General features: G+C 68.0%; 24 protein-coding genes. 9 read left to right on the top strand and 15 right to left on the bottom strand.

Annotated features, from left to right (window positions below):
• Nucleotides 1-13 precede the first annotated feature (13 nt).
• Complete coding sequence (locus NN4_RS07155) at nt 14-871, top strand: LysR family transcriptional regulator (RefSeq protein ID WP_135232609.1); 858 nt, start codon at nt 14-16, stop codon at nt 869-871.
• Nucleotides 872-893: 22 nt separating this feature from the next.
• On the opposite strand, the gene NN4_RS07150 is transcribed toward NN4_RS07155, so the two are convergent.
• From NN4_RS07150 to NN4_RS07135, 4 genes are all read right to left on the bottom strand, one after another.
• Nucleotides 894-2,048 (bottom strand): hypothetical protein, encoded by a 1,155-nt coding sequence (locus tag NN4_RS07150; protein WP_147129170.1) that lies wholly within the window; start codon nt 2,046-2,048, stop codon nt 894-896.
• On the bottom strand, nt 2,045-2,614 hold the full coding sequence (locus NN4_RS07145; RefSeq protein ID WP_147129169.1) for a DUF4365 domain-containing protein: 570 nt from the start codon (nt 2,612-2,614) through the stop codon (nt 2,045-2,047). The genes NN4_RS07150 and NN4_RS07145 overlap by 4 nt, the downstream gene beginning before the upstream one ends.
• 149 nt (nt 2,615-2,763) lie before the next feature.
• The gene (locus NN4_RS07140) at nt 2,764-3,720 is read right to left on the bottom strand and encodes an electron transfer flavoprotein subunit alpha/FixB family protein (protein WP_107658546.1); all 957 of its coding nucleotides are present in this window, start codon (nt 3,718-3,720) and stop codon (nt 2,764-2,766) included.
• A 36-nt stretch (nt 3,721-3,756) separates the two neighbouring features.
• Nucleotides 3,757-4,542, bottom strand: a complete 786-nt coding sequence (locus tag NN4_RS07135) for an electron transfer flavoprotein subunit beta/FixA family protein (RefSeq protein WP_107658547.1) — start codon at nt 4,540-4,542, stop codon at nt 3,757-3,759.
• 280 nt (nt 4,543-4,822) lie between these two features.
• On the opposite strand from NN4_RS07135, the gene NN4_RS07130 reads away from it, so the two are divergent.
• The 3 genes from NN4_RS07130 to NN4_RS07120 are packed head-to-tail and all read left to right on the top strand — an operon-like array spanning nt 4,823 to nt 8,465.
• Nucleotides 4,823-5,641 carry a class I SAM-dependent methyltransferase gene (locus NN4_RS07130; RefSeq protein WP_147129168.1) on the top strand — a complete coding sequence of 273 codons (819 nt, stop codon included), beginning with the start codon at nt 4,823-4,825 and terminating at the stop codon, nt 5,639-5,641.
• On the top strand, nt 5,638-7,215 hold the full coding sequence (locus NN4_RS07125) for a 1,4-alpha-glucan branching protein domain-containing protein (RefSeq protein ID WP_147129167.1): 1,578 nt from the start codon (nt 5,638-5,640) through the stop codon (nt 7,213-7,215). The genes NN4_RS07130 and NN4_RS07125 overlap by 4 nt, the downstream gene beginning before the upstream one ends.
• On the top strand, nt 7,212-8,465 hold the full coding sequence (locus NN4_RS07120) for a glycosyltransferase family 4 protein (RefSeq protein ID WP_147129166.1): 1,254 nt from the start codon (nt 7,212-7,214) through the stop codon (nt 8,463-8,465). The genes NN4_RS07125 and NN4_RS07120 overlap by 4 nt, the downstream gene beginning before the upstream one ends.
• Before the next feature lie 189 nt (nt 8,466-8,654).
• Here NN4_RS07120 and NN4_RS07115 read toward each other — a convergent pair whose 3' ends face one another.
• Nucleotides 8,655-9,995, bottom strand: coding sequence for an outer membrane protein assembly factor BamB family protein (locus tag NN4_RS07115; protein ID WP_425574270.1), 1,341 nt, complete (start codon nt 9,993-9,995; stop codon nt 8,655-8,657).
• A gap of 289 nt (nt 9,996-10,284) precedes the next feature.
• Between NN4_RS07115 and NN4_RS07110 the strand changes: the two genes are divergently transcribed.
• Both NN4_RS07110 and NN4_RS07105 read left to right on the top strand, forming a co-directional pair.
• Nucleotides 10,285-11,031 carry an acyltransferase gene (locus tag NN4_RS07110; RefSeq protein ID WP_147129165.1) on the top strand — a complete coding sequence of 249 codons (747 nt, stop codon included), beginning with the start codon at nt 10,285-10,287 and terminating at the stop codon, nt 11,029-11,031.
• A 48-nt stretch (nt 11,032-11,079) separates the two neighbouring features.
• A complete protein-coding gene (locus tag NN4_RS07105; protein ID WP_147129164.1) occupies nt 11,080-11,622 on the top strand; it encodes a DUF1697 domain-containing protein in 543 nt (180 codons plus the stop codon).
• Here NN4_RS07105 and NN4_RS07100 read toward each other — a convergent pair.
• The 10 genes from NN4_RS07100 to ctaD all read right to left on the bottom strand — a co-directional run bounded on the left by NN4_RS07100 (nt 11,606) and on the right by ctaD (nt 21,477).
• Complete coding sequence (locus tag NN4_RS07100; protein ID WP_147129163.1) at nt 11,606-12,799, bottom strand: class I SAM-dependent methyltransferase; 1,194 nt, start codon at nt 12,797-12,799, stop codon at nt 11,606-11,608. The two genes, NN4_RS07105 and NN4_RS07100, sit on opposite strands and share 17 nt — an antisense overlap.
• Nucleotides 12,799-13,776: a class I SAM-dependent methyltransferase gene (locus NN4_RS07095; RefSeq protein ID WP_147129162.1), complete on the bottom strand. Its 978-nt coding sequence runs from the start codon at nt 13,774-13,776 to the stop codon at nt 12,799-12,801. Before NN4_RS07095 ends, NN4_RS07100 begins: the two co-directional genes overlap by 1 nt.
• Before the next feature lie 284 nt (nt 13,777-14,060).
• Nucleotides 14,061-14,837 carry an enoyl-CoA hydratase-related protein gene (locus NN4_RS07090; protein ID WP_147129161.1) on the bottom strand — a complete coding sequence of 259 codons (777 nt, stop codon included), beginning with the start codon at nt 14,835-14,837 and terminating at the stop codon, nt 14,061-14,063.
• Between the two features lie 30 nt (nt 14,838-14,867).
• On the bottom strand, nt 14,868-15,638 hold the full coding sequence (locus NN4_RS07085; protein WP_246180758.1) for an NUDIX hydrolase: 771 nt from the start codon (nt 15,636-15,638) through the stop codon (nt 14,868-14,870).
• Nucleotides 15,639-15,747: 109 nt separating this feature from the next.
• Nucleotides 15,748-16,581, bottom strand: a complete 834-nt coding sequence (locus NN4_RS07080; RefSeq protein ID WP_147129159.1) for an ABC transporter ATP-binding protein — start codon at nt 16,579-16,581, stop codon at nt 15,748-15,750.
• A 62-nt stretch (nt 16,582-16,643) separates the two neighbouring features.
• Nucleotides 16,644-16,811, bottom strand: a complete 168-nt coding sequence (locus NN4_RS44850) for a hypothetical protein (RefSeq protein ID WP_186818310.1) — start codon at nt 16,809-16,811, stop codon at nt 16,644-16,646.
• 231 nt (nt 16,812-17,042) lie between these two features.
• Nucleotides 17,043-17,849, bottom strand: coding sequence for a peptidyl-tRNA hydrolase (locus tag NN4_RS07075; RefSeq protein WP_147129158.1), 807 nt, complete (start codon nt 17,847-17,849; stop codon nt 17,043-17,045).
• Nucleotides 17,849-18,295: a protease inhibitor I42 family protein gene (locus tag NN4_RS07070; protein ID WP_186818309.1), complete on the bottom strand. Its 447-nt coding sequence runs from the start codon at nt 18,293-18,295 to the stop codon at nt 17,849-17,851. Before NN4_RS07070 ends, NN4_RS07075 begins: the two co-directional genes overlap by 1 nt.
• A gap of 91 nt (nt 18,296-18,386) precedes the next feature.
• Complete coding sequence (serB, locus tag NN4_RS07065) at nt 18,387-19,604, bottom strand: phosphoserine phosphatase SerB (protein ID WP_107658561.1); 1,218 nt, start codon at nt 19,602-19,604, stop codon at nt 18,387-18,389.
• Between the two features lie 130 nt (nt 19,605-19,734).
• Nucleotides 19,735-21,477 carry an aa3-type cytochrome oxidase subunit I gene (ctaD, locus tag NN4_RS07060; protein WP_135232624.1) on the bottom strand — a complete coding sequence of 581 codons (1,743 nt, stop codon included), beginning with the start codon at nt 21,475-21,477 and terminating at the stop codon, nt 19,735-19,737.
• Nucleotides 21,478-21,726: 249 nt separating this feature from the next.
• On the opposite strand from ctaD, the gene NN4_RS07055 reads away from it, so the two are divergent.
• The 3 genes from NN4_RS07055 to NN4_RS07045 all read left to right on the top strand — a co-directional run bounded on the left by NN4_RS07055 (nt 21,727) and on the right by NN4_RS07045 (nt 24,372).
• The gene (locus tag NN4_RS07055; RefSeq protein ID WP_147129156.1) at nt 21,727-22,533 is read left to right on the top strand and encodes a VOC family protein; all 807 of its coding nucleotides are present in this window, start codon (nt 21,727-21,729) and stop codon (nt 22,531-22,533) included.
• 128 nt (nt 22,534-22,661) lie between these two features.
• Nucleotides 22,662-23,759, top strand: a complete 1,098-nt coding sequence (locus NN4_RS07050; protein WP_147129155.1) for an ABC transporter substrate-binding protein — start codon at nt 22,662-22,664, stop codon at nt 23,757-23,759.
• Nucleotides 23,760-23,916: 157 nt separating this feature from the next.
• Complete coding sequence (locus tag NN4_RS07045) at nt 23,917-24,372, top strand: AMP-binding protein (RefSeq protein WP_147129154.1); 456 nt, start codon at nt 23,917-23,919, stop codon at nt 24,370-24,372.
• Nucleotides 24,373-24,505: the final 133 nt, after the last annotated feature.

Genomic DNA, 24,505 nt, shown 5'->3' with positions numbered 1-24,505 from the left:
AATCGGAGGCGCTGTGGAACTTCGGCAGCTCACCTACTTCGTCGCCGTCTGCGAGGAGCTCAGCTTCAGCGGTGCCGCCGCACGGTGCTTTATCTCACAGTCGGCGATCAGCCATCAAATCTCCCGGCTCGAGCGCGATCTGGGCGTCTCGTTGTTCGAGCGCTCCACAAGATCAGTCGTACCCACCGACGCCACTGCACGGCTACTTCCCCTTGCGAAACAGATGCTGAGCCTCGAGTCGGCCATCCGGGCCGCGGTACGCACCGTCGGGCCGCGCATCCGGCTCGCCGCGAACATGTCCTTCGCGACGAGGTCGCTCTCGGCGATCGCGGGCGCCCGCGCCACGCATCCCGAGGCGGAGATCGAGTTCGTGATCAAACCGTTCCGGCAGCGGATCACCGCGGTCGCCGACGGCGACTGCGATCTCGCACTGATCCGCGGCAGCGTCGATCAGCCCGGCCTCGAGGTCGAGCAACTGTGGGTCGAGGATCTGGTCATCGCCACCTCGAGCGCCCACCCGCTCGCCACCAGAGAAACCGTCACCCTGTCCGACCTCAGCCGGTATCCCCTACTGCTGCCGCCGGAGCAGGAACAAGTCTTGCTACACACCGTGATTCGGTCCGCGTTCGCCGAGCTCCCCACCGGCCCCACCTTCGGCCCCCCGATCCCACCCGACCACACCGCAACCATGGAACTCATCAACCGCCCCGACGCCTGGACGGTCCTCTACGCCGAAAGCCCCACCGAGGGCCTCGTCGTCCTGAAACTGGCCGAACACAAACTCCGCATCCCCGTCTCCGCCGTCCTCCGCAGCGACGCCCGCCGCTCCCCCATCCTCACCACCCTGCTCGCCGCCCTACACCGCACCTGACCCACCGGTGCGGGCGTGAGTGTCAGGGCTGGCGGTCTATGAAACTCGGGTCCACGCTGATGTCTCCGGTAAGCCGCCAAACACCACGTTCGAAGATCAAATCACCCGACACAACGATCGGTTGCCTGCTCTGGTGCGCACGAATCGCCCAGCCGTATTCCTGGCCCGCCAGTGGGACATGGACCTTCCGCGGGCGGCCGTCCACATGTGTCGACAGCACAATGCTGGTGGCTTCCTGATCCTCGTCACCGAGGTCATCCCGGTTGAGTGTGCGCACAGTGCCGAGCAGCGTCGTGTAGCGCGGCGGCTCCTCGCGTCGGACCAGCCGTTCCCGGACGCGAGGCAAGCCGGCCATTGCATTGCGATCGACGATGATTCGCGACGTGCTGACCTCCGGTGGCGGCTCCGCGGCCGCCCAATCGAACGATAGGTCAAGTGCGCGTAGCGTTTCCGGCTGAGTCAACTCCAGCACCGACTCCACCAAGCCGGCGCTGAGCCCCAGCTGCCCGGACCGGTCGAGCGCGCTCTCGTCCCAATCGAGCGCCAGCTGCTTGGTGGACTGCAGACCCGTGGCCAACGTTGTCATCACCTTGCGCGGGAAAGGTACGGTCGGCGACCCGTCTTCGTGTGGCGGCAGGACATCACCGAGACGGGTTACGACTGTGAATACGAAGCTGCCGGGTTTCGTGTGCCCGAGACGGACATCCTCTTCCAGGAATTCGGTGACCTTAGCCGACCTTCTACCGCGGTGCGAATGAGTCGGGTCGTCAGCAGTTGTCGCGGCGGCCCGCATCATGATTAGTAATGCTTCCAGCGTCGCTTCTCCCTGCCGAAACGGGATCGTCCCGTCGGTCATTTCCTGGTCGAGCCGCACGAAGAAGAGATCGGCACGCGCTGCGGTGATGCGTTCCGCCAGATGCGCGGGATCCCAATCGTAGATCGCGGCCAGAGCTTGGAGGGTGTCCCGAAAACGCGTTGGAAAGTCGACGTAATCGGTAGCCAACGGCAGCATCACCCGACCGAGGAGGCCGTCCTCTCCCGGCAACCGCCAGATCTCCTTGACATTGTGGTCGCGAGCTTCCAGCTGCCAATCGTGGCTCGCAAGGTATTGGGACACGGCCGGAGGCGACAAAGAGGACGCGATCTCCTGGAGAGCATCGAGCGGGATCTTCCTCACCACTGACCTCCTTCGCCGATTACCTGCATGATGCCCCGAAGACTGCCCACGTCGAACAGATTGCTTCGGGGCAGGTGGACCGTTTTGCTGGCCTTCCCATCCTCGATCCCGCCGAGCTTCTTCGCATGTTCCCAGTACATGCGGCTCGAAGTGGTCAGGCCTGCCTCGGAAAGGTCGAGTAGTTGATCAGGATCCTCCGGTATGAGCAGGACGCCGAGTATCGCCGGCGTGAAGCGCTTGGGGCTCCCCAGTTTGAGGAAGTGGTCGCGCTTCATCGACCATGCCAGATGGTCGGCCTGGAGCAGCCGACTCTGCGTGGTGCACTTGAGCTGCATCTCGAATTCTGGACAGTAGTATCTCGCATATTCTGCGGACGCGACGATCGTGATGTCGACTCCGTCGTAGTCGGTCTCATGGCCCTTGATCGAACAGCCCGCAGCGGCGGCAACCATACGAATAAAGGCCAGACTGAATTGTTCCTGTCGAGCAGACATCGGCAGGCCACCGTCCAGTGTCGGTGCCGCCGACTCCGTTTGCAGACTTCCCCCGCCATCGACATCAACCATGCAGCCCTCCCCCGATGTCCGCAGAACCCGCGCAGCGCGTGCCCCCCGAAAACACTAGCTGCTCTCGTCATCGGATCACCCAGCAACGACAAGGTGGCCCCGACTGAATTTCAGTCGGGGCCACCATGTTCGAGCGAGCTGAGGTTATCTCAGCCCTTGTGCGACTTGACCGCTTCGGTCAGTTGCGGGGCGACGTTGAACAGGTCGCCGACGATGCCGTAGTCCGCGATCTCGAAGATCGGGGCCTCTTCGTCCTTGTTGACCGCGACGATGGTCTTCGAGGTCTGCATGCCTGCCCGGTGCTGGATGGCGCCGGAGATGCCGAGGGCGATGTAGAGCTGCGGCGAGACGGTCTTGCCGGTCTGGCCGACCTGGAACTGGCCCGGGTAGTAGCCCGAGTCGACCGCGGCACGCGAGGCGCCGACGGCGGCACCGAGCGAGTCGGCCAGTTCCTCGACGACCGAGAACTTCTCGGCGGAACCGACACCACGACCACCGGAGACGACGATGTTCGCCTCGGTGAGCTCCGGGCGGTCACCGGCGACGATCGGCTCGCGCGCGGTCACCTTGACCACGCCGTCTTCCTGCGCGGGCACCTCGACGGTGACCTTCTCGCCGGCACCGGCCTGCGCGGACGCCTCGATGGCACCCGGGCGCACCGAGATCACCGGCACGTCGCCGGTGGCCTTGGCGTCGACGGTGAACGCGCCACCGAAGATGGAGTGCACGGCGGTGCCGTCGGACTTGACGTCGATGACGTCGACCAGCAGACCGGAGCCGATGCGCGCGGCGAGGCGGCCCGACACCTCCTTGCCGTCGGCCGAGGCGGCGACGATGACGGCGGCCGGGGAGACCTGCTCGGTCAGCGCGGCGAGCACGTCGATCTTCGGGGTCAGCAGGTAGTTCTCCACGTCGTCGGATTCGGCGATGTAGATCTTCTCCGCACCGGCCGCGGCGAGCGCGTCGGCCAGCTTCTCGCCGGTGCCCGCGGTGCCGAGCACAACGGCGGCGGGCTCACCCAGGTTGCGGGCGGCGGTCAGGAGCTCGGTGCTGACCTTCTTGAGCGCACCGTCTGCGTGCTCAACGAGCACAAGTACTTCAGCCATTTGTGTTCTCTCCTAAGCAGTCTCGGACCGGCGAACTCAGATGATCTTCTGACCGACGAGGTACTGAGCGATCTTGGTGCCGCCGTCGCCTTCGTCCGCGATCTTCTCGCCCGCGGTCCGCGGCGGCTTCGGGGTGGCGCCGGTGACGGTGGTGCCCGCGTTCGCGACACCGACGGTCGACGGGTCGACGCCCAGATCGGCCAGCGTGAAGGTCTGCACTTCCTTCTTCTTCGCGGCCATGATGCCCTTGAAGGAGGGGAAGCGGGGTTCGTTGATCTTCTCGGTCACGCTGACGATGGCCGGGAGGGTGGCCTCCAGCTTGAAGACGCCATCGTCGGTCTCGCGCTCGCCGGTGACCTTGTCACCGTCGACGGTGAGCTTGCGCAGGTGGGTCAGCTGCGGCAGGCCGAGGTACTCGGCGATGATGGCGGGCACCGCACCGGCGCGACCGTCGGTCGCCTCGTTGCCCGCGATGACCAGCTCCACGCCCTCGACCTGGCCGAGCGCGCTCGCCAGCACCCAGGCGGTCTGCACGGCGTCGGAGCCGTGGATCGCCGGGTCGTTGATGTGGATGGCCTTGTCGGCGCCCATGGACAGCGCCTTGCGGATGGCCTCGGTGGCCCGGTCCGGACCGGCGGCCAGCACGGTGACCTCGCCGCCCTGCGCCTCCTTGATCAGCAGCGCTTCTTCGACGGCGCGCTCGTTGATCTCGTCGAGGACGGCGTCGGCGGCTTCGCGATCGAGGGTGTAGTCACCATCGGTCAGCTTGCGCTCGGACCAGGTGTCGGGAACCTGCTTGATGAGTACGACGATGTTCGGCATCGGTCTTCGTCGACCTCCTGTTCTGGTTACACGTATGGGCGGTCGCACGAGCGGGCCGTACGTCCGTGTGAGTAGCTCAGGGCGTGACACTACCCTACGTTAAGTTACTCATGGGTAACTTAGTCGCTTCTCTCTCACAACGCCAGTCCCGGCGATATCGTGCCGGGCTGGAGCCCAGCCTCGCGACCCCCGCATGACGGCGCATCGGTACTGGGTAGGGGTGTCCCGGTGACCGGGTGCGGGTATCCCGCGAACCTCCGGTACCAGTAACGTCGGAACGATGAGCGAGGCTGTGATCCCTGCCGCATTGCACGACTTGACGGGCATGACCGACGCCCCGGCGACGACCGGCGGTGCCGTCGAACCGCTGCCGTTGACCGGCGAGCGCACCGTCCCCGGCATCGCCGAGGAGAACTACTGGTTCCGCAGGCACGAGATCGCCTATGCCCGGCTGCTCGACCGCTGCGCCGGAAAAACCGTGCTGGAGGCGGGATCCGGCGAAGGCTACGGCGCCGACATGATCGCCACGGTGGCCACCAAGGTCACCGGCGTGGACTACGACACCGGCGCCGTCGAGCACGTGCGCGCGAGGTACCCACGCGTGGAGATGATCCAGGGCAACCTCGCCGCGCTGCCGCTGCCCGACGCCTCGGTCGACGTCGTGGTGAATTTCCAAGTGATCGAACATCTTTGGGACCAAGGTCAGTTCCTCCGGGAGTGCCTGCGGGTGCTGCGCCCTGGCGGCGAGCTGCTGATCAGCACGCCGAACCGGATCACCTTCTCCCCCGGCCGCGATACCCCGCTCAACCCGTTCCACACCCGCGAGCTGAACGCCGCCGAGCTCACCGAGCTGCTGGTCGAGGCCGGGTTCGAGGTCGCGCAGATGACCGGCGTGCACCACGGCCCGAGCCTGAAAGCGTTGGACGCCAAGCACGGTGGCTCGTTCATCGATGCGCAGATCGAGCGGGCCCTGGCCGGCGAGCCGTGGCCCGCCGACCTCACCGCCGACGTCGCGGCCGTCACCATCGACGACTTCGTGCTGATCGCCGAGGACATCGACGCGAGCCTCGATCTGGTCGCCATCGCGGTGAAGCCTTGAGTAAGGCGGTTCCCGGCCAGTTCACCCTGGTCCTGCACTCCCACCTGCCCTGGCTGGCGCACCACGGCCGCTGGCCGGTCGGCGAGGAGTGGCTCTACCAATCCTGGGCCGCCTCATACCTTCCGCTGGTCCAGGTGCTGAGAACCCTTGCCGCCGAAGGACGTTCACATCTGCTCAGCCTCGGCATCACGCCGGTGCTCGCGGCCCAGCTGGACGACCCGCACTGCCTGGCCGGGATGCACCACTGGCTGGGCAACTGGCAGCTGCGCGCCGACGAGGCCGCGATGGCGGGCAACATCGCCCTCGGCAGACACGAACATCGTTTGGCCACAGCGGCTTTGGCGGACTTCGAGCAGCGCTGGCGGCACGGCGCCGCCCCGGTCTGGCGCGAGCTCATCGACGCCGACACCATCGAACTGCTCGGCGGCCCGCTCGCCCATCCGTTCCAGCCGCTGCTCGATCCGCGACTGCGGCAGTTCCAGCTGGTCGAAGGCCTGGACGACGCGCAACATCGCTGGGGCCACACACCCACCGGCATCTGGGCTCCGGAGTGCGGCTACACCCCGGGCATGGAGCTCGGCTACGCCGCCGCCGGTGTGACCCATTTCATGGTCGACGGTCCCGCGCTGCGCGGCGACACCACCCTCGGGCGACCGGTGCGCGAGTCCGATGTGGTCGCGTTCGGGCGCGATCTCCAGGTGAGCTACCGGGTGTGGTCGCCGAAATCGGGCTACCCGGGCCAGAGCGCCTACCGTGACTTTCATCACTACGATCACGCGACCGGACTCAAGCCGTCCCGGGTCACCGGCAAGACCGTCGACGGTCCGGACAAGGCACCCTACGACCCGGAACTCGCGGCCGCGGCGATCGGCCGCGATGTCGACGACTTCGTGCAGACGGTGCGCCAGCGACTGCTCAGCGAATCCGAGCGCATCGGTCGACCCGCGCTCGTGGTGGCCGCTTTCGATACCGAATTGTTCGGTCACTGGTGGCACGAGGGGCCGCAGTGGTTGGCCCAGGTGTTGCGGGCGCTGCCCGAAGCGGGCGTCACGATCGGCACGCTGGCCGACGCGCGCGAACGCGGATTCGTCGGTGCGCCGGTGCCATTGGCCGATTCGTCCTGGGGCTCGGGCAAGGACTGGCGGGTCTGGGCCGGCGACCAGGTGAGCGACCTGGTGGAACTCAATGCCGACATCGTGCGGCTCACCCTCGACACGATCGACAAGATGCGCGCCGCCGACGGCGGGCCCGGCCTGCGCGACAACGTCGCCGACCAGTTGCTGCGCGAAGCCATCCTCACCGTGTCCAGCGACTGGGCCTTCATGGTCAGCAAGGACTCCGCCGCGGGTTACGCGCGCGACCGCGCACACCGGCACGCGCACGCCGTGCGGGAGATCGCGGCCGCCGTCGGAGCGGGCCAACTCGCGAAAGCACAGCAGTTGGCGGCAGGATGGGGGGCGGCTGACGGACTCTTCCCCGGTGTGGATGCGCGACGGCTCGGCGGCGCCGGGTCCGGAGGAAGCTTCGCCGTGGCTGCTCAGCACGCCGCGTCCAGCGCAGAAGGACATGCATGAAGATTTTGATGGTGTCGTGGGAGTACCCGCCGGTCGTGGTCGGCGGGTTGGGCAGGCATGTGCACCACCTGGCGACCGAGCTGGCGGTGGCCGGCCACGAGGTGGTCGTGCTGGCCCGGCGCCCCTCCGGCACCGACTCCTCGACCCATCCCACCCACTCCTTCATCGCCGAGGGCGTGCTGGTGGTCGCGGTCGCGGAGGATCCGCCGGTCTTCGACTTCGGCGAGGACATGCTGGCCTGGACGCTGGCCATGGGCCACGCGATGGTGCGGGCGGGCATCGCGCTCGGCAAGCCGGGCATCGGTGACGGCTGGGCGCCCGACGTGGTGCACGCGCACGACTGGCTGGTCGCCCACCCGGGTATCGCGCTGGCCGAGTACTACGACGTGCCGCTGGTGTCGACCATCCACGCCACCGAGGCAGGCAGGCACAGCGGCTGGGTCGCGGGCAAGGTCAACCGGCAGGTGCACTCGGTCGAGTGGTGGCTCGCCAACGAATCCGACGCGCTGATCACCTGCTCGGCCTCGATGCAGGACGAGGTGGAGCGGCTGTACGGCCCGGAGCGGGTGCCGATGACGGTGATCCGCAACGGAATCGACGTGGGCGCCTGGACATTTCGGCCGCGCGCGCCGCGCACCGGGCCGCCGCGGCTGCTGTATGTCGGCAGGCTCGAATACGAGAAGGGCGTGCAGGACGCGATCGCCGCGCTCCCGCGCATCCGACGCGCGCACCCCGGCACGACGCTCACCATCGCCGGTGTCGGCACCCAGTTCGAATGGTTGCGGGAACGGGCGCGGGTGCACCGGGTGGCCCGTGCGGTGAACTTCGCCGGCCAGCTCGACCACGCCGAACTACTCGGTTGGCTGCACGGCGCCGACGCGATCGTGCTGCCGAGCCGGTACGAACCCTTCGGCATCGTCGCGCTGGAGGCGGCCGCCGCGGGTACCCCGCTGATCACGTCCTCGGCGGGTGGGCTCGGTGAAGCGGTCATCGACGGCGTCACTGGCGCGTCCTTCGCACCCGCGGACGTCGACGGCCTGGTCGAGGCCGCGCGTGCCACCCTCGATGATCCCGTCGCTGCTCAGGACCGCGCGTACGCCGCGCGCGAGCGCCTCACCGCGGACTTCTCGTGGGACGTGGTTGCGGCCGAGACCGCGCAGGTCTACCACTCCGCCAAGCGCCGAGTCCGCAATCCGCTGGGCCGCCCGACCATCATCGAACGCCCGCTCCCGGAGCGCGACCCTAAGTAGTCGCACCGCGCGGGAGTCAGCGTCTGAGCTAAGTCGCGCGGAACTGACGCCGCGCGACAGTCAACGTTTCGAAGTAGATCGCGCCGAGCTGCGGGCGTGCGGGAGTCTGCGTCCCGAAGTAACTCGCGCCGTCCCGCGCCGGAGTCACCGCCTGAATCAGGTCGTCGCCGAGCCGATCTCGCGCCGGGGTCAGCGTTCGGGCTCGAAAACGAAGAGCTCACCGATGCGGGTGGCGACGACGACCTCACCCTGCGCGCCGACGGAGGTGCCGGTCGTGCTGCCCTGCGCCCCGGGCAGCACATCGGAATCGATGGTGGCACCGGTCTTGGTGTCGAAGGTGATCAGGTTCAGGCCCTCGCCGATCGCGGCGGGGGTATAGCCGGTACCGCCCGCGGTCTGCACCGGGACACCGCGCAGTCCCAAATCCTTACGCTCCCAAGCGAGTTCGGCGACATCGCCCTTGTCGCGCAGCGCGAGCAGATAGCCGTCGTCGCCGGACGGGATGATCAGGCCGTCGCCGGACACCGAAATACCGCCGCGCGGCGTCCATTCCAGCGGCTGCACCCACTTGGTACGACCGTCGGCGGCGTCGACGGCGATCAGCCGGTTGCTGTTGTCTCCCACGTAAACGGTCTTACCGTCGGGCGAAAGGGTCGGGCTGGTCGCGCTACCGCCGAACAGCAGGTCGGCGCTCCACTCCTGCTCGATCTTGTTGTCCGCGTAGCGAAGTGCGACGAGCGCGGCGGTCGGCTTACCCGGCTTCCATACCGTGACGAAGAAGCGTCCGCTCGCGGTGTCGACGGCCGAGATGTTCGCGACCGGGCACTGCGGTTCGCCGGCGTGGCAGTCGTCCAAGCCCTGTCCGGCGGCAGGCCAATCGAGGTTGGGGTTGTCCAGGAAGTCGGGCTGACCGAGCAGTTGCACCGTGGGCACGATGCGCTGGCCGGTCTGGCGCGAGAGCACGTCGATCTGGCCGGATTGGGTGACCGTCAGCAGGTTTCCGTCGCCGGTGAACTGCGAGGAGACCGGGGCACCGGCGACCGGGGTGCGCCACCTCGGTTGCCCGAGGTAGTTGAAGGACATGACCGCGCCGACGTTGTCCGTGTCGTCGCCGACGTAGACGTTCGTCATGCCGTCCACCACCGACGGTGTCGCGACGGCGGTCGCGCCGAGCGGAGTGCAGAAACGCTTGCGCCCGGTGGCCATCTGGAAGGAGAAGATCGAGCAGCCGGGCGCTCGGGTGGTGAGGAACATCTGCCCGTCGGGGCCGATGGTCACCGGCTCGGCGACCGGCCCACCGATCGGGCGTGACCAGCTCAGCGCGACTTTCTTGGCGCCGACCACCGGACTGCTGCCACCATTGCGGCCGTCGTGGTACGCGGCGGGCCAGCCCTTGCCCGAGCCGACCGTGATGTCGTCGACGTCGGTGCCGCACCCGGTCAACGCCAGCGCACCGACCGCGGCCAGCGACGCAACTACCCGCAGCCGGGACGGTCGCCACATGGAACTAGCCAGTACGCCGCTTCGCACCTGCTGCACTCCTGTCGTCGTTTCCGCTCGCACGAGACTAAAGCGTGCCGAACCACCGCGCTGGCGCGACCCGGTTCGGGTGTACGCGTGGTGGATTCGCCGGGCGCCGCCCGCGGCGCCGCAGTCACTGTACGGTAGGGGCCCGCGCGGGTGTGCGAGTCCCGCCGTTGCGCAGCGCGGGTTGCCCGCACCCGCGTGCGCGGATCGCCCTCGAGCGCGCCCGTTATGCTCTACCCGTCGCCCGCCGAGGCAGGCGACGAGCCGTTGGACCACGACAGGAGAGCCGTTCGTGACGAGCATGTGGGGCGCACCGTTGCGCTCGCGCTGGCGGGGATCGCGTCGCCGGGATCCGCAGCAGGCGCGCTTTCTGACCGTGGCGTCGCTGCGCTGGGTGCTCGCGAACCGGGCGTACACGCCCTGGTATCTGGTGCGCTACTACCGGCTGCTCAAGTTCCGGCTGGCCAACCCGCACATCGTGCTGCGCGGCATGGTGTTCCTCGGCAAGCGGGTGGAGATCCACGCGACCCCCGAGTTGGGCCGGATGGAGATCGGCCGCTGGGTGCACATCGGCGACGGCAACGCCATCCGCTGCCACGAGGGTTCGCTGCGCATCGGCGACAAGGTGGTGTTCGGCAAGGACAACGTGGTCAACACCTACCTCGACATCGAGATCGGTGAATCCACCCTGGTCGCCGACTGGTGCTACATCTGCGACTTCGACCACAAGATGGACGACATCACGCTGCCGATCAAGGATCAGGGCATCGTGAAGAGCCCCGTCCGGATCGGCCCCGACACCTGGATCGCCGCCAAGGTCACCGTGCTGCGCGAGACCCGGGTCGGCCGCGGCTGTGTGCTCGGCGCGCACGCCGTGGTCAAGGGGGAGATCCCGGACTACAGCATCGCGGTCGGCGCGCCGGCCAAGGTGGTCAAGAACCGCAAGGACGCCTGGGAGGCGAGCGCCGAGGAGCGCGCGAAATACCTTGCGGCACTGGAAGATATCGAGCGCAAGAAGAACGGCGCCAAAACGGCGTAGCGCGTCGGTTCGCGCCGACTGTCCGTGGCGTTGGGTAGGTTCCCCGATATGAATCGCTATGCCGCACTGTTGCGGGGGATCGCGCCGAGCAATCCGAACATGAGCAACGAGAAGGTGCGCGGCGTCTTCGAGGGGCTCGGGTTCGAGCAGGTCGCGTCGGTGCTCGCCAGTGGCAACATCGTGTTCCAGAGCGCGGAGACCGACGTCAGCGAGCTGGAGGCCCGGATACAGCAGGCGCTCAATGCGCAACTCGGCATCGCAGGCGGCACGATCATCCGCAGCTACGAAGAGCTGCGCGCGCTGCTCGACACCGACCCGTTCCCCGGCCTCACCCATGGACGCGGCACCTACCTGGTGGCCACGTTCCTCAAGAAGCGCAAGAAGGCCCCCGGCAAGCTGCCCGAACAGCCCGACCCGCTCACCCGGGTCGTCGGCTACGACAAGGCGTGCGACGCGTTCCTCGCGGTGGTCGACAACAGCGAACCCGGTAAGACCCCCGACTTCATGGCCTGGCTCGACAAGACCTACGGCAAGGACATCACCACCCGCACCTGGCTCACGGTGCAGCGCGTGGTCAAGAAGATGGAGTAGTAGGCGGCACCGGTGCGACAGCGGTGCACAGGAAAGCCGTCGGTGTGCGGCCGATCCGGGTGATCACCAGGGTGAAAGGTTGGCTGCCTTGGGGTTTGAGGGCGCGGCGGAGTTTGTCGGGGTCGACGTCGACGCCGCGCACCAGGATTTCCAAAGGCCCGCAGCCGTGGCGGCGCAGTTCGGTGCGGAGGGTTTTCTCGCGGTAGTCGAGGCGGTCGACGATGCGGAAGCCTCGGGTGCCGGGCGGGACGGCATTGCCGGTGAGGTACGCGATGCGCGGATCCAGTTGCCAGAGGCCATGTTTCGCGGCGTAGTGGCGGACCAGACCGGCCCGTACGACAGCACCGTCGGGATCGACGATCCAGTCGCCGGGTTCCTGTTCGGGAATGTCGTCGGAGTCCGCGTCGGTGAGGGTGAAAGACGTTCCAGCCGAGGACGTTACGGTCGCGCGACGGGCGACCGACGGACCGCTCAGGCCGGCCGACCACAGGCACGCCTCGCGAACAGCTCCGTCCAGGGAGACGACTTCGACCTCACCGGACCAGTCGAGTCGATCGAAATCCAGTCCAGGAGCGCACTTCACCGCGATGTCCCGACCGGGATAGGCGGCGAGCAGGTCCGGCAGCGGCGGTTGCAGTTTGGCCGGATCGTGCGTGCGCCTGCCGTCCGCTCGTCGGGCCGGATCGGCGACTACGACGGTGTCCCTGCTCACCGGCACCAGCGCATCCGCCTTGGCCAGCAATACATTTCGAGATCCGGCGAGGTTGTGCGCGGCCATCGACAGCCGCGCATCGTCCAGGTCGCTACCGAGCACAGCGGGACAGACTCGCGCCAGCTCGGCGAGCTCCGCCCCGATCGAACACGTCACGTCGTGCACCGCGCGACCGGCCAATCGGGCGGCCCGGTGCCGGGCGACCAGCGTCGGAGTCGCCTGCTGCAACGCATCGTCGGTGAACAGCCACTCCCCCGCGCCGACGAGCTTGGCACCCGCCTTGCGCCGCAAACGCACCGTTTCGACGAGCGCCGCCGCCCGATCCCCGTGGTCGCGCCGCACCCGCGCCAGATCGCGCAGGTGCGTCGCCTGGGTCAGCTCCAGCCGGTCTACCTCGGTCAGCGCGGCTGTGCCCGCCGAACTGCCGAGGTATGCGACATCCTCGCGACTGAAGCCGTAACCCACTACTTGGCAGACGTGCCCGGCTTCACGCCGGTGATCATCGCGTTGTAGAAGAACTGCCGCGGCACCACCCGGCGCATGATGTTCTCGTCCAGCCAGCTCAGTCGCAGCCACGCGTTGTACATGGCCAGCCGGTAGCCCATGGTCAGCTTCTCGTCGGGCACGGCCGCCTCGAAGGTGCGCACCGGCCAGCCCCACAGCGCGGCCGCGAACTCTTCGGTGGTCGCCTTGACGTCGACGGCACCGGCCGAGCTCGCCATCCGCTCCAGGTCGCTGGGGTCGAAGGTGTGCAGGTCGACGACCGCCTCGAGCGCCGCGGCCCGCGAGGACTCGTCGAGCTCGGTCTGCGGCCGCCGCCAACCGGCCAGCTGCGGCAGCTTGGTGACGGTGGTGGTGGCCTTCCAGGTGATCCGGCCGAGCCAGCGAGCGTAGAAGTTGCCCGCGGTGGTCGGCTCGCCGGCGAAAACGAAGCGCCCGCCGGGCTTGAGCACGCGCAGGCATTCCTTCAGCGCGAGCTCGACATCCGGGATGTGGTGCAGCACCGCGTGGCCGCATACGAGATCGAAGGTGTCGTCCTCGTACGGGATGGTCTCGGCGTCGGCGACCCGGCCGTCGACGTCCAGGCCGAGGTGCTCGGCGTTGCGCAGCGCGACCTTGACCATGCCCGGCGACAGGTCGGTGACGGAGCCGGTCTTGGCCACGCCACCCTGCATCAGGTTCAGCAGGAAGAAGCCGGTGCCACAACCGAGTTCGAGGGCCCGCTCGTACGGCAGCGGGGCGGGGCCGACGGCCGCGTCGAACCGGCCGCGGGCGTATTCGATGCAGCGTTCGTCATAGGAAATCGACCATTTGTCGTCATAGGTCTCGGCTTCCCAGTCGTGATAAAGCACCTGGGCGAGCTTCGTATCCTTGCGCGCTGCCTCGACCTCGGCCTCGGTCGCATGCGGGTTAGGCGCTGGGTCGTCGGGACGTACCGTCATGGAGGCTAAGCCTAGCCGACCCTTCGCTCCGCGATTTAGGCCATACGAGTAAGAGCCACGCCCGTCGTGCGGCGGACCGGCGGACCCGAACATGGTCCGGTTCGGGCGGACCCGACGAGTTACCCATGTACTGCCGAAACCCGTGGTCACCCCCGCATATCGACGGCCGACAACCCAGCCGTGGCGCGTATCCGGGACTCCGGCCGGAGACAGGAACGCGTGCCATTTTCAGCGCACCCGCGTGATCAACACCACACAGCTGTCGCGTCGGCCGCGAGCAAGGCTCAGCGGCCGACGAAGGCCGCCGAGCCGGGGCCGTCGGCCAGGTAGGACTCGGTCCCGATGCGACCATCTTCGGTGGCGAACAAAGCAGACCACTCGGTCTGGGCGCGGTCCAGGCCGTGTGGGCCCGCCTCGAAGACGGCTTTCGCAGCGGCCAGGGCGCGGGCCGGGCCGTCGGTGAAGCGTTGCGCCCAGGTGAGCGCTGCGGTGTAGACGTCGTCGGGTGGGACGACCTCGTCGACCAGGCCGAGGGTGCGGGCCTCCTCGGCTTCGACGAAGCGGCCGCTGTAGACGAGATCCTTGGCCGGGCCCGGCCCGATCAACAGGGCGAGGCGGCGGATTCCGGCGAGCGGGATCAGCCCGGCCTTGATCTGCGGCAGACCCAGCTTGACGTTGTCGCCGATGATGCGCCGATCCGCACCGAGCGCGAGTTCCAGCCCACCACCGAGGCAGTAGCCGCTGATCGCCGCGACCGTCGGCTGCGGCAGCCGGGCCAGGCAGCCGAAATCGCGCTGCACATCGGCCGCCATCGCCCGCGCCTGATCTTCGCTCAGGCCGGCCAGCTCGGTCAGGTCGTCACCTGCCGAGAACACCCGCTCGTCGCCGTAGAGCATGACCGCAGCCACCGTCGGGTCCGCGGCGACCGTCTCGGCCGCTGCCGCCAGCTCGCGCACCAGCTGTGCGTTCAGCAGGTTCATCGGCGGACGGGCGATCCGGAGGACGGCGACGCGGCGCGCGCCGGCACCCTCGAGCAGATCCAGGGTCACGAATTCGGCCATGGGACGCCACGCTACCGGTCGCCGGGCGACTTACTTGCGGACGGATCCCTTGAGCCTGCTCGCATCCGGGAGACCGGCGAAGTACTGATCATTACCCGGGAAGGCCAGCCCGCGCCGCCCCTCGCCTTCGCGCAGCACCGGCATGATCGGCTCGATCACCACGTCGGCGGCGAGAATCTCTGCGGTGGAGCCGAACTCGGCGAGTGCGAACAACTGCGACCAGGTGGGCGGCAGCAGAATGTCGGTACCGGCCCGCCATCGGTCCAGTGCCTCCGCGGGCGTGCGCCAGTGCACTTCCGCGGCCTCGGAGGTGGCACCGTCGGCCAGCTGCCCCTCGGGCAGTACGGCGACGAAGAACCTGGTGTCGTAGCGCCTCGGCTCGACCACCGGGGTGATCCAATTTGCCCACGGCCGAAGCAGATCCGCGCGCAGCACCAGCTTTTCCTGCGCGAGGAAATCGGCCAGCGAGAGCTCGCGCCGCTCCAGCTTGCCGCGCGACTCGCGGTAACCGGCGGTGTCGGAGACCACGCTGTCGGCGGTCGGACCGGCAAGCAGCACACCGCATTCCTCGAAGGTCTCGCGCACGGCGGCGCAGACCAGCGCCTTGGCCCGCGGCTCGGTGGTGGCGAAACGCGCTGCCCACCAAGCAGGTTCGGGCCCGGCCCACTCGATCTCGGCGGTCCCGTCGGAGGGGTCGACGCCGCCGCCGGGGAACACGGTCATCCCCGCCGCGAACGCCATCGCACCGACCCTGCGCTGCAGGAAGATCTCCGGCCCGGCAGCGCCGTCGCGCACCAGCATCACCGTCGACGCGTCCTTCGGCGCCGACGGCTGAGAGTCGGCCTGCGGGTTTGTCTCACTCACTCCTGCACACTAACCCGCGCACGGTGAGCGCCGTCACGGCGGCGGGTCAGCGGGTGCGGTGCTTGCCCGCGCGACGTGCGCGGCGGGCGAAGTAGCGGCCGTCCACCCGGTCGAGGGCGATCGACTGACGGAAGGCGTCGCTGAGGTTCTCCGAGGTCAGCACGTCGGTGAGCAGACCTTGCGCGACCACTTCACCCTCGTTGAGCAGCAGGCCGTGGGTGAAGCCGGGCGGGATCTCCTCGACGTGGTGGGTGACCAGGACGATGGCGGGTGAGTCCGGGTCGGCGGCCAGATCACCGAGCCGCTCCACGAGTTCCTCGCGCCCGCCCAGGTCCAAGCCGGCCGCCGGTTCGTCGAGCAGCAACAGCTCGGGGTCGGTCATCAGCGCGCGGGCGATCATCACCCGTTTGCGCTCACCCTCCGACAGCGTGCCGTAGGTGCGGTCCGAAAGATGTTCCGCGCCTAGGCTTTCCAGCATGTCCACGGCGCGGTCGGTGTCGATGTCGTCATAGCGTTCGCGCCAGCGGCCGAGCACCGCGTAGCCCGCCGACACCACCAGGTCGCTGACCTTCTCGTCGCGCGGCACCCGGCCGGCCACCGCGGCGGAGGACAAGCCGATCCGCGGCCGCAGCTCGCTGATGTCGACCTTGCCGAGCACCTCACCGAGCAGATGGGCGGTGCCCGAGGTCGGGTGCAGCTCGGCGGCGGCCATCCGGAGCAGGGAGGTCTTGCCCGCGCCGTTGGGGCCGAGCACGACCCAGCGTTCGTCGAGCTCTACCTGCCAGTTAACGGGGCCAACGAGGGTGTGGCCGGAGCGGCGAACGGTGACGTCGGTGAAATCGATGAGCAGATCGGGATCGGGTTGCGGCACGCGGTCCATCTTGGCCCACTCGACGGGCTGCTCGCCAACGCGGGCGGGGTGCGGGCAGCGTGTCGCTCGGGTCAGCGGCGACGATCGAGTACGAAGTCGTCGTGGAGCTGCTGGTCGTCGCCCTGATCGGGCTCCGGATGCTCCTCGCCGTCGGACTTGTGTAGCAGTCGGGCCACGAGAAGGGCCAGTGGAACCGAGAGGAGCACCCACAGGACGAGAATCACCAGCAACGTCGTCATAGCTGGTCCTTCCTTCGGTCGGCGAGGCCGCAATGCCTCGATACGACGAGCCTCCGCCTGGAGAGCTCAGCGCGGGTAGGGCACAACGTCCTCAGAGGAGTAGACCGAAGACATACCCCAATCGGCCCTGCGCAACGCGCATTCCATGCAGGTGATTTTCCGGTGTGCGGCAGTCGCGACCGGCAAGCCCGCCCAGCGGCCGCACGCATCCGCGACGCACCAGGGCTCCCCTCACCAGGATCGCGCGAGGACCGCGATCACGGTCATCGAGCCGGGCGCAACCTCGGTGAACCCGGCATCGCGCACCGCCACCGCCGTGCCACGCGCGACTTGATCGGCCAACGTCCGCCATAGTCGTTCGTCGGCATCCCGTACCGAGCAACGGAATTCCCGCTCGGCCCACCGCAGCGCCTGCGCCGCGCTCAACGCCCCCGCGAGCAACATGCTCGCGTGACCGACCTGCGCGGCCGCCTTGCCCACGGTCATGCCGAGCGCCGAATTCACCCACAGCACCGGCAGTTCCGGGTCGGCGGGGCCGGGGTTGTCGTGCTCGAGGTCGGTGCCGCCGATCTGCAACCGCTTGATCCGCGGATCCACCTCGCCGACCGGCCCCGGGACCAGCGCCCTGGCCTGCGCGCCCTCGACCTCGACCGTGACGCCGTCCACCTCGTTGGCCGCGAGCCACTGAGCACCGCGGGCACGCCTGCTCACCTTGCGAATACGTGAGCGCTTCCACGCCAGATAACGCTCCGCCCACTCGCCGCCGGGCCCGACCCGCTCGTCCAGGCACAGCGCCACCGACGCGGTCGCCGCCGCGGCCAGCACCGCGCTGCGCGGCGGCGGGTCCACCTTGGGCAGGTGCAGCACCATCTGCATGGCCTGCACCATGGCCGGGTCGTCGGGATCGCCCGCGCCGCCGTAGCCCTGCGCGAGTTCCGCGTGCCGGACGCGGAAGCCAGCCTCGTCGAACTCGGCCGGCTCGATCGGGTCTGCCACGGCGTCCCGGACTCCGGCACCACATTCCGGGATGCTCGACATCACTCCACCTTGATCGTCAACGAATACGTCTGTGCGGGTTCGACACCCTGTTCCCACGGTCGCAGATACTGCATCGAGAGCTTGGTGCTGCCCGGGGCCTTACCGGCGAAGGTCCACACCGAACTGCCACCGGCACCGGGGGCGACCGGCACGTTCGGGTCCGTCTCGAACCCTGGGTCACCTTGCGCCTGAAGCACATTCGCATCGACCTCGGAGATCTGCCACAGGTATCCGGTGGACGGATTCGCGGGCAGCGTCACCACCAGGTGCTGTCCGACGGCGAGCCGGCGTTCCTGACCGTTGTCGGCCTCGGTGGCCGTCACCGCGGCAGGCCCGGGAGCCGACGTCGGCGCGGCCGAGGAGGTCGCGTCCGCGTCGGTCGAATCGTTGTTGCCGCAACCCACTACAGACAAGCCGAGCAGCAGCACAAGCAGAGATTTCCGCAACGCACCCTCCGATTCACCCGACGATCCTGGTCGGCGCCAGCCTACCGACGGCGGCCACCGGACCAGGTCTACGACACCGGGTACGCCGTGGTCAGCTCAGCGGTACCCGGCGCAGCAATCCGTCACGGGCGTCGGCGGCCTCCACCTCGTGCCGGGTGACGCCCAGGACGTACAGCACCGCGTCCAGGAACGGATGCGACAGCGCCGCGTCGGCGATCTCGCGCAGTGCGGGTTTGGCGTTGAACGCCACCCCGAGCCCCGCCGCGTTGAGCATGTCGATGTCGTTGGCGCCGTCGCCGACCGCGACCGTCTGTTCCATCGGCACGCCCGCCTCGGCCGCGAACTTGCGCAGCGCGGTGGCCTTGGCCGCACGATCGACGATCTCACCGACGACCCGGCCGGTCAGCTTGCCGCCCTTGATCTCCAGGGTGTTGGCCTGCACGAAATCCAGCTCGAGTTCGTGCGCCAACGGCTCGATCACCTGGCGGAACCCGCCCGACACCACGCCGCAGCGGAAACCGAGCCGACGCAGGGTGCGGATAGTCGTGCGCGCGCCGGGGGTCAACTCGATCTGGTCGGCCACCTCCTCGATCACCGACTCGTCCAGACCCTCGAGCGTCGCGACCCGCTGCCGCAGCGACTCAGCGAAGTCGATCTCGCCGCGCATGGCGGCCTCGGTGACCTTGCGGACCTCTTCCTCCACCCCGGCGTGGGCGGCGAGCATCTCGATCACCTCGCCCTGGATGAGCGTCGAGTCGACGTCGAACACGATGAGTCGCTTGGCCCGGCGGGCCAGTCCGGCCCACTCCACCGCGACGTCGACCTGCTCGGCGACCGCGATCTCCGCCAGTGCCGTGCGCAGCCGTGCGTCGGTGTCCGCGCTGGTGTCGGCCGCGGTGACCAGCAGCTCCATTCCGGTGACCGGGTAGTCCGCGATGCCGCGAATGGAGTCGATATTGGCGCCGAGGGCAGCAAGCCGCCGGGAGACCGTGCTGAACGCGTGCGCGGTGACCGGCGCGCCAAGGACGACCACCGCGTGGGTGGACATCGGCTGCCTGCCGATCGCCGCGTCGACCTCGACGTCGACGTGCATGCCGACGGTAGTCATCGCCTCTTCGAGTTCGTCCTGCAACGACTCGGGGTCACCCGGACAGGTGACCAGCACGCCGAGGGTCAGCCGACCGCGGATGACGACCTGCTCGACGTCCAAAAGACTCACCTGGTGCCGGGACATCGCCGCGAGCAGTACGGACGTCACACCGGGACGGTCGGGCCCGGTGACGGTGACGAGAACGGTTGTGTCGGCCAACTGTGTGTACTCCAGATTCGAAGTTGCCGTAGCTGTTGCTGGACCTCGTTGTCACGCGCTCCGGTACTGCACAAACGAGTGTGCACCCGCTGGTCACCAGCAGGTGCACACTCGTCGTCGTTACTGATTCCTACTTCGTTGCCACTGCGCCTTCGTGCACTTCGGTGGCGTGCTTACCCGAACCCCAGCCGACGTGCGCCTCGGCGCGCATCCGGTCGATCATGTGCGGGTAGTGCAGCTCGAAGGCCGGGCGCTCGGACCGGATCCGCGGCAGCTCGTAGAAGTTGTGCCGCGGCGGCGGGCAGGTGGTGGCCCATTCGAGCGAGTTGCCGTAGCCCCACGGGTCATCCACGGTGACGACCTCGCCGTACCGGAAGCTCTTGAAGACGTTCCAGACGAACGGCAGCATCGAGGCGCCCAGGATGAACGCGCCGATGGTGGAGATGGTGTTCAGCACGGTGAAGCCGTCGCTGGGCAGGTAGTCGGCGTAGCGGCGCGGCATGCCCTCGGCGCCGAGCCAGTGCTGCACCAGGAAGGTGGTGTGGAAGCCGACGAAGGTGGCCCAGAAGTGCCACTTGCCCAGGCGCTCGTCCATCATCCGGCCGGTGATCTTCGGGAACCAGAAGTAGATGCCCGCGAAGGTGGCGAACACGATGGTGCCGAAGAGCACGTAGTGGAAGTGCGCGACCACGAAGTACGAGTCGGTGACGTGGAAGTCCAGCGGCGGGCTGGCCAGGATGACACCGGACAGACCACCGAAGAGGAAGGTGACCAGGAAGCCGATCGACCACAGCATCGGTGTCTCGAACGTCAACTGACCTCGCCACATGGTGCCGATCCAGTTGAAGAACTTCACACCCGTCGGGACGGCGATCAGGAACGTCATGAACGAGAAGTACGGCAGCAGCACGGCACCGGTGGCATACATGTGGTGCGCCCACACCGCGATCGAGAGCGCCGCGATACCGAGCGTCGCGTAGACCAGCGTGGTGTAACCGAAGATCGGCTTACGCGAGAACACCGGGAAGATCTCGGACACGATGCCGAAGAACGGCAGCGCGATGATGTACACCTCGGGATGGCCGAAGAACCAGAACAGGTGCTGGTAGAGCAGGATGCCGCCGGTCGCCGGGTCGTAGATGTGGCCACCGAGGTGTCGGTCGAAGGCGAGTCCGAACAGCGCGGCGGTGAGCAGCGGGAAGGCAAGCAGGACAAGCACGCTGGTGACGGCGATGTTCCAGGTGAAGATCGGCAACCGGAACATGGTCATGCCGGGCGCACGAAGGCAGACGACCGTGGTCAGCATGTTGACGCCACCGAGGATGGTGCCCAGACCGGAGACGGCCAGACCCAGGATCCACAGGTCGGCGCCGACGCCGGGCGAGTGCAGGATGTCGGTGAGCGGGGTGTAGGCGGTCCAGCCGAAGTCCGCGGCACCACCCGGGGTGATGAAGCCCGCGGTCGCCATCGTGCCGCCGAACAGGTACAGCCAGTAGCTGAACGCGTTCAGTCGGGGGAAGGCGACGTCGGGGGCGCCGATCTGCAGCGGCAGCACGATGTTGGCGAAGCCGAACACGATGGCCGTCGCGTAGAACAGCAGCATGATCGTGCCGTGCATGGTGAACAGCTGGTTGAACTGCTCGGGCGAGAGGAACTGCAGGCCAGGGCGCGCCAGTTCGGCCCGCATCAACAGCGCCATCAGACCACCGATGAGGAAGAAGCTCATCGCGGTCACCAGGTACATGGTGCCCAGGACCTTCGGGTCGGTGGTGGTGACCATCTTGTAGAGATACGAACCCTTCGGCCCGGTCCGCGCCGGATACGGCCGAGTCGCTTCCAACTGCTGGACTGGCTGGGGCTCTACCGCAGTCACTGATCCTCCTGAAGGTGCCTTTAGGTCGCTCCGCAGGCTCCGCTGCTTGCATCCATCCCCATGTCGGAACAGACGACAGTTCGCTTGCGCTTCTGGAATCGTAAACCGTGCTGCCGCAGCAATCCGCACGGGTCCTACTCTGTGTCGTATTTCGTTGGTCCGGGTGGACCGGGCCGCCGCGATGAGTTTCGGGCGCGGCAGGCGTCTATATCGGTGATCAGTCTTCCACCCTTGTCCAGGAGACCAGCTATGACCGACCAGAACCAGCCCAAGCCCGGCGATCCCTGCTGGGTCGATCTCTACTCGTCCGACCTCGACCGCAGCATCACCTTCTACAGCGAACTGTTCGGCTGGACCGCCGAGCGGGCCGGCGCGGAGTTCGGCGGCTACGTCACCTTCCGCAAGGACGGCCTCGCCGTCGCGGGCGCGATGGGGCGGATGGACGGCGACGTCGACAGCCCGGAGCTGTGGACGATCTACCTCGCCAGCCCCGACGTGGAGGCCACCGTGGAAAAGGCGGTCGCACAAGGCGCTTCGGTGGCCTTGGCGCCGATGCCGGTCGGCGATGTCGGCAAGATGGCGGTCCTCGGCGATGTGGGTAGCGCGAGCATCGGCATCTGGCAGGCAGGCCAATTCGCCAGTTTCGAGACCCGAGCCTTGGTCAACGACGGGAAGTGGCGCGACCACGCGGGCGCGCCGTCCTGGTTCGAACTGCACACCCGCGCCTACGACGCCTCGCTCGACTTCTACCGCACCGTGTTCGACTGGCAGGACCCGTTCACCATCTCCGACGCACCGGAGTTCCGCTACACCACGATCCACTCGCAAAGCCCGATGCTCGGCGGGGTCATGGACGCTGCCGCGTTCCTGCCCGAGGGTGTGCCCGCGAGCTGGACCGTGTATTTCGGTGCCGAGGATGTGGACAAGGCGACCGCGAAGGTCGTCGAGCTCGGCGGCACGGTGCTGTCCGCGCCGCAGGACACCCCGTACGGCCGGATGGCGTCGGTCGCCGACGTCACCGGCGCGCGCTTCAGCATCGGCGGGGACAGCGCCTGAGGCAGCGGCACGGAATCCTTTGGCGCATCCAGGGTTCCGCGCGGCCGTCGGCGCGGCCATCGCTATAGGCACGCGGGCACGGTGGGCACTTCCCGCCGCGCTCCCGGCACGCATGTACCCTCACCCGCATGCCGCTGAGCGCCTACGTTCGCACCGGAAACCGCACAGCCTCTCCCCGATCCGGCACCGCCCGCGTGGCGCGGCGCCGGATCGGCGCCGTCGTCGCGTTGTGCGCGACGGTCGTCGTGGCGGGGTGCAGCAGCACGCCCGACGACGCGAGCAGCATCGTGCGCACCACCACGAACATCGCCGGCGCCGGCGTGGTCGGGCTCGAACGCGACACCAGCAAGGCCTGTGCGCTGCCGAGCGCGCCCGATCCGGCCAACGGCAGCACGCGCACCGTCACACACGCCGCGGGCGTCTCGGAGGTGCCCGCCGACCCGCAGCGCATCGTCGTACTCACCACCTCGGCGCTGGACGCGGTCTGCGCGGTCGGTCTGTGGGAACGCGTCGTCGGCGCGGTCACTCTGGACGGCCCGAGCCCGCAGCCCGCCTATCTCGGCACCGGCGTGCTGAAGATCCCGGGCGTCGGCTCCGCCGCGCAGCCCGATCCGAAGCTCATCGCCGACCTGCACCCGGACCTCATCCTCGGCGATATCCCCACTGCCACCGCGAGTTTCGACGCATTGCGGGCCATCGCGCCCACTGTGCTGGTCGGCGCGAACAACAGCTGGCAGGCCGAATTCACCGCGCTCGCAGCGGGATTGGGTCGGCGCGCGGCCGCGGACACCGCGCTCGACGACTATCGCACCCAGGCGACCACCACCGGCAACGACATCGCCGCCAATCAAACTCAGGCCTCGCTCATCCGATTCACCGCCGAGACCAACGAAGTTCAGGGCAACAACAGCTTCGCGGGTCAGGTCATCGGCGACGCGGGTGTGCAGCGGCCGACCGCGCAGCGCGGCGCCTCGTTCGATGTCACTCCGGACCAGTTCGCCACCAAGGTGGAAGGCGATCTGATCTACGTGCTCCTGGCCGGTGAAGAGGGCAAGAAGCGCGGCGAGACGGTGCTGCGCACCGAGGAGTGGAAAGACCTGGGCGCCGCGACCGACAAGCGGGTGTTCGCCGTCGAGGACACCGTCTGGCACGGCAATGGTCTCACCGCCGCCCGCGCGCTGCTCGCCGATCTGAGCGGCACGCTCAACGGGTTCGTCACCGACTGAGCCTGTCCAGCTCCGCAGTACCCCCTGGGGTGAAAATTTCCCCACCCTGGGAGGTACCTCGACCAGCGCTTGGGTTGCTGTCGAAGTTTCGCCTCGTAGACGAGATTTAGAGGTACGCAAGAGAACCTCTTCACCGAGACTTCGAGGAACAACCACCATGCATACGCTGACCGAATCGCTCGACAACATCCGCCTGCTGCCGCTCGCGCGGCCCGTCGCCGAGGTCGATCCGAACGCGGTTGTGGTGTCCACCGGCGACTGCACGCTCACCTACGCCGAACTGGACAGCTGGTCGAACCGGCTGGCTCGGCTGCTGCTCGGGCTCGGCGCCACCGCCAACACCCGGATCGCGATCGCGATCACCGATGAGATCGAGTCCGTGGTCGCCGAGCGGGCCATCGTCAAGATCGGCGCCACTCCCGCGCCGATCACCGACGACGGATCGTTCGCGCTGGGTACCGCCCTCGGTGTGACGACCAAGTCGCAGCGCGGCGAGCTCACCGACGCGATCTCCTGGCTGGTGCTGGACGACCGCTCGACATTGCAGCGCTACCTCGCGGGCTCCGATGCACCGCTTACCGCGGCCGAGTTCGCACTGCCGAAGTCGGCCTGATTTCCCCACGCGCGCCCCGGACGGTGTCCGTTCGGGACGCGCCTGTCGGCATGTTCGGACCGCATGTCGGCAATCGCCATCGGTGCACACGTCATCGGTTCAGAATGAATCTTGTCGCGAGCTGTGCGGCAAG

The organism is Nocardia ninae NBRC 108245, from assembly GCF_007990755.1.
Lineage (GTDB): Bacteria > Actinomycetota > Actinomycetes > Mycobacteriales > Mycobacteriaceae > Nocardia > Nocardia ninae.
This window is presented reverse-complemented; position numbering and strand designations above follow the sequence as displayed.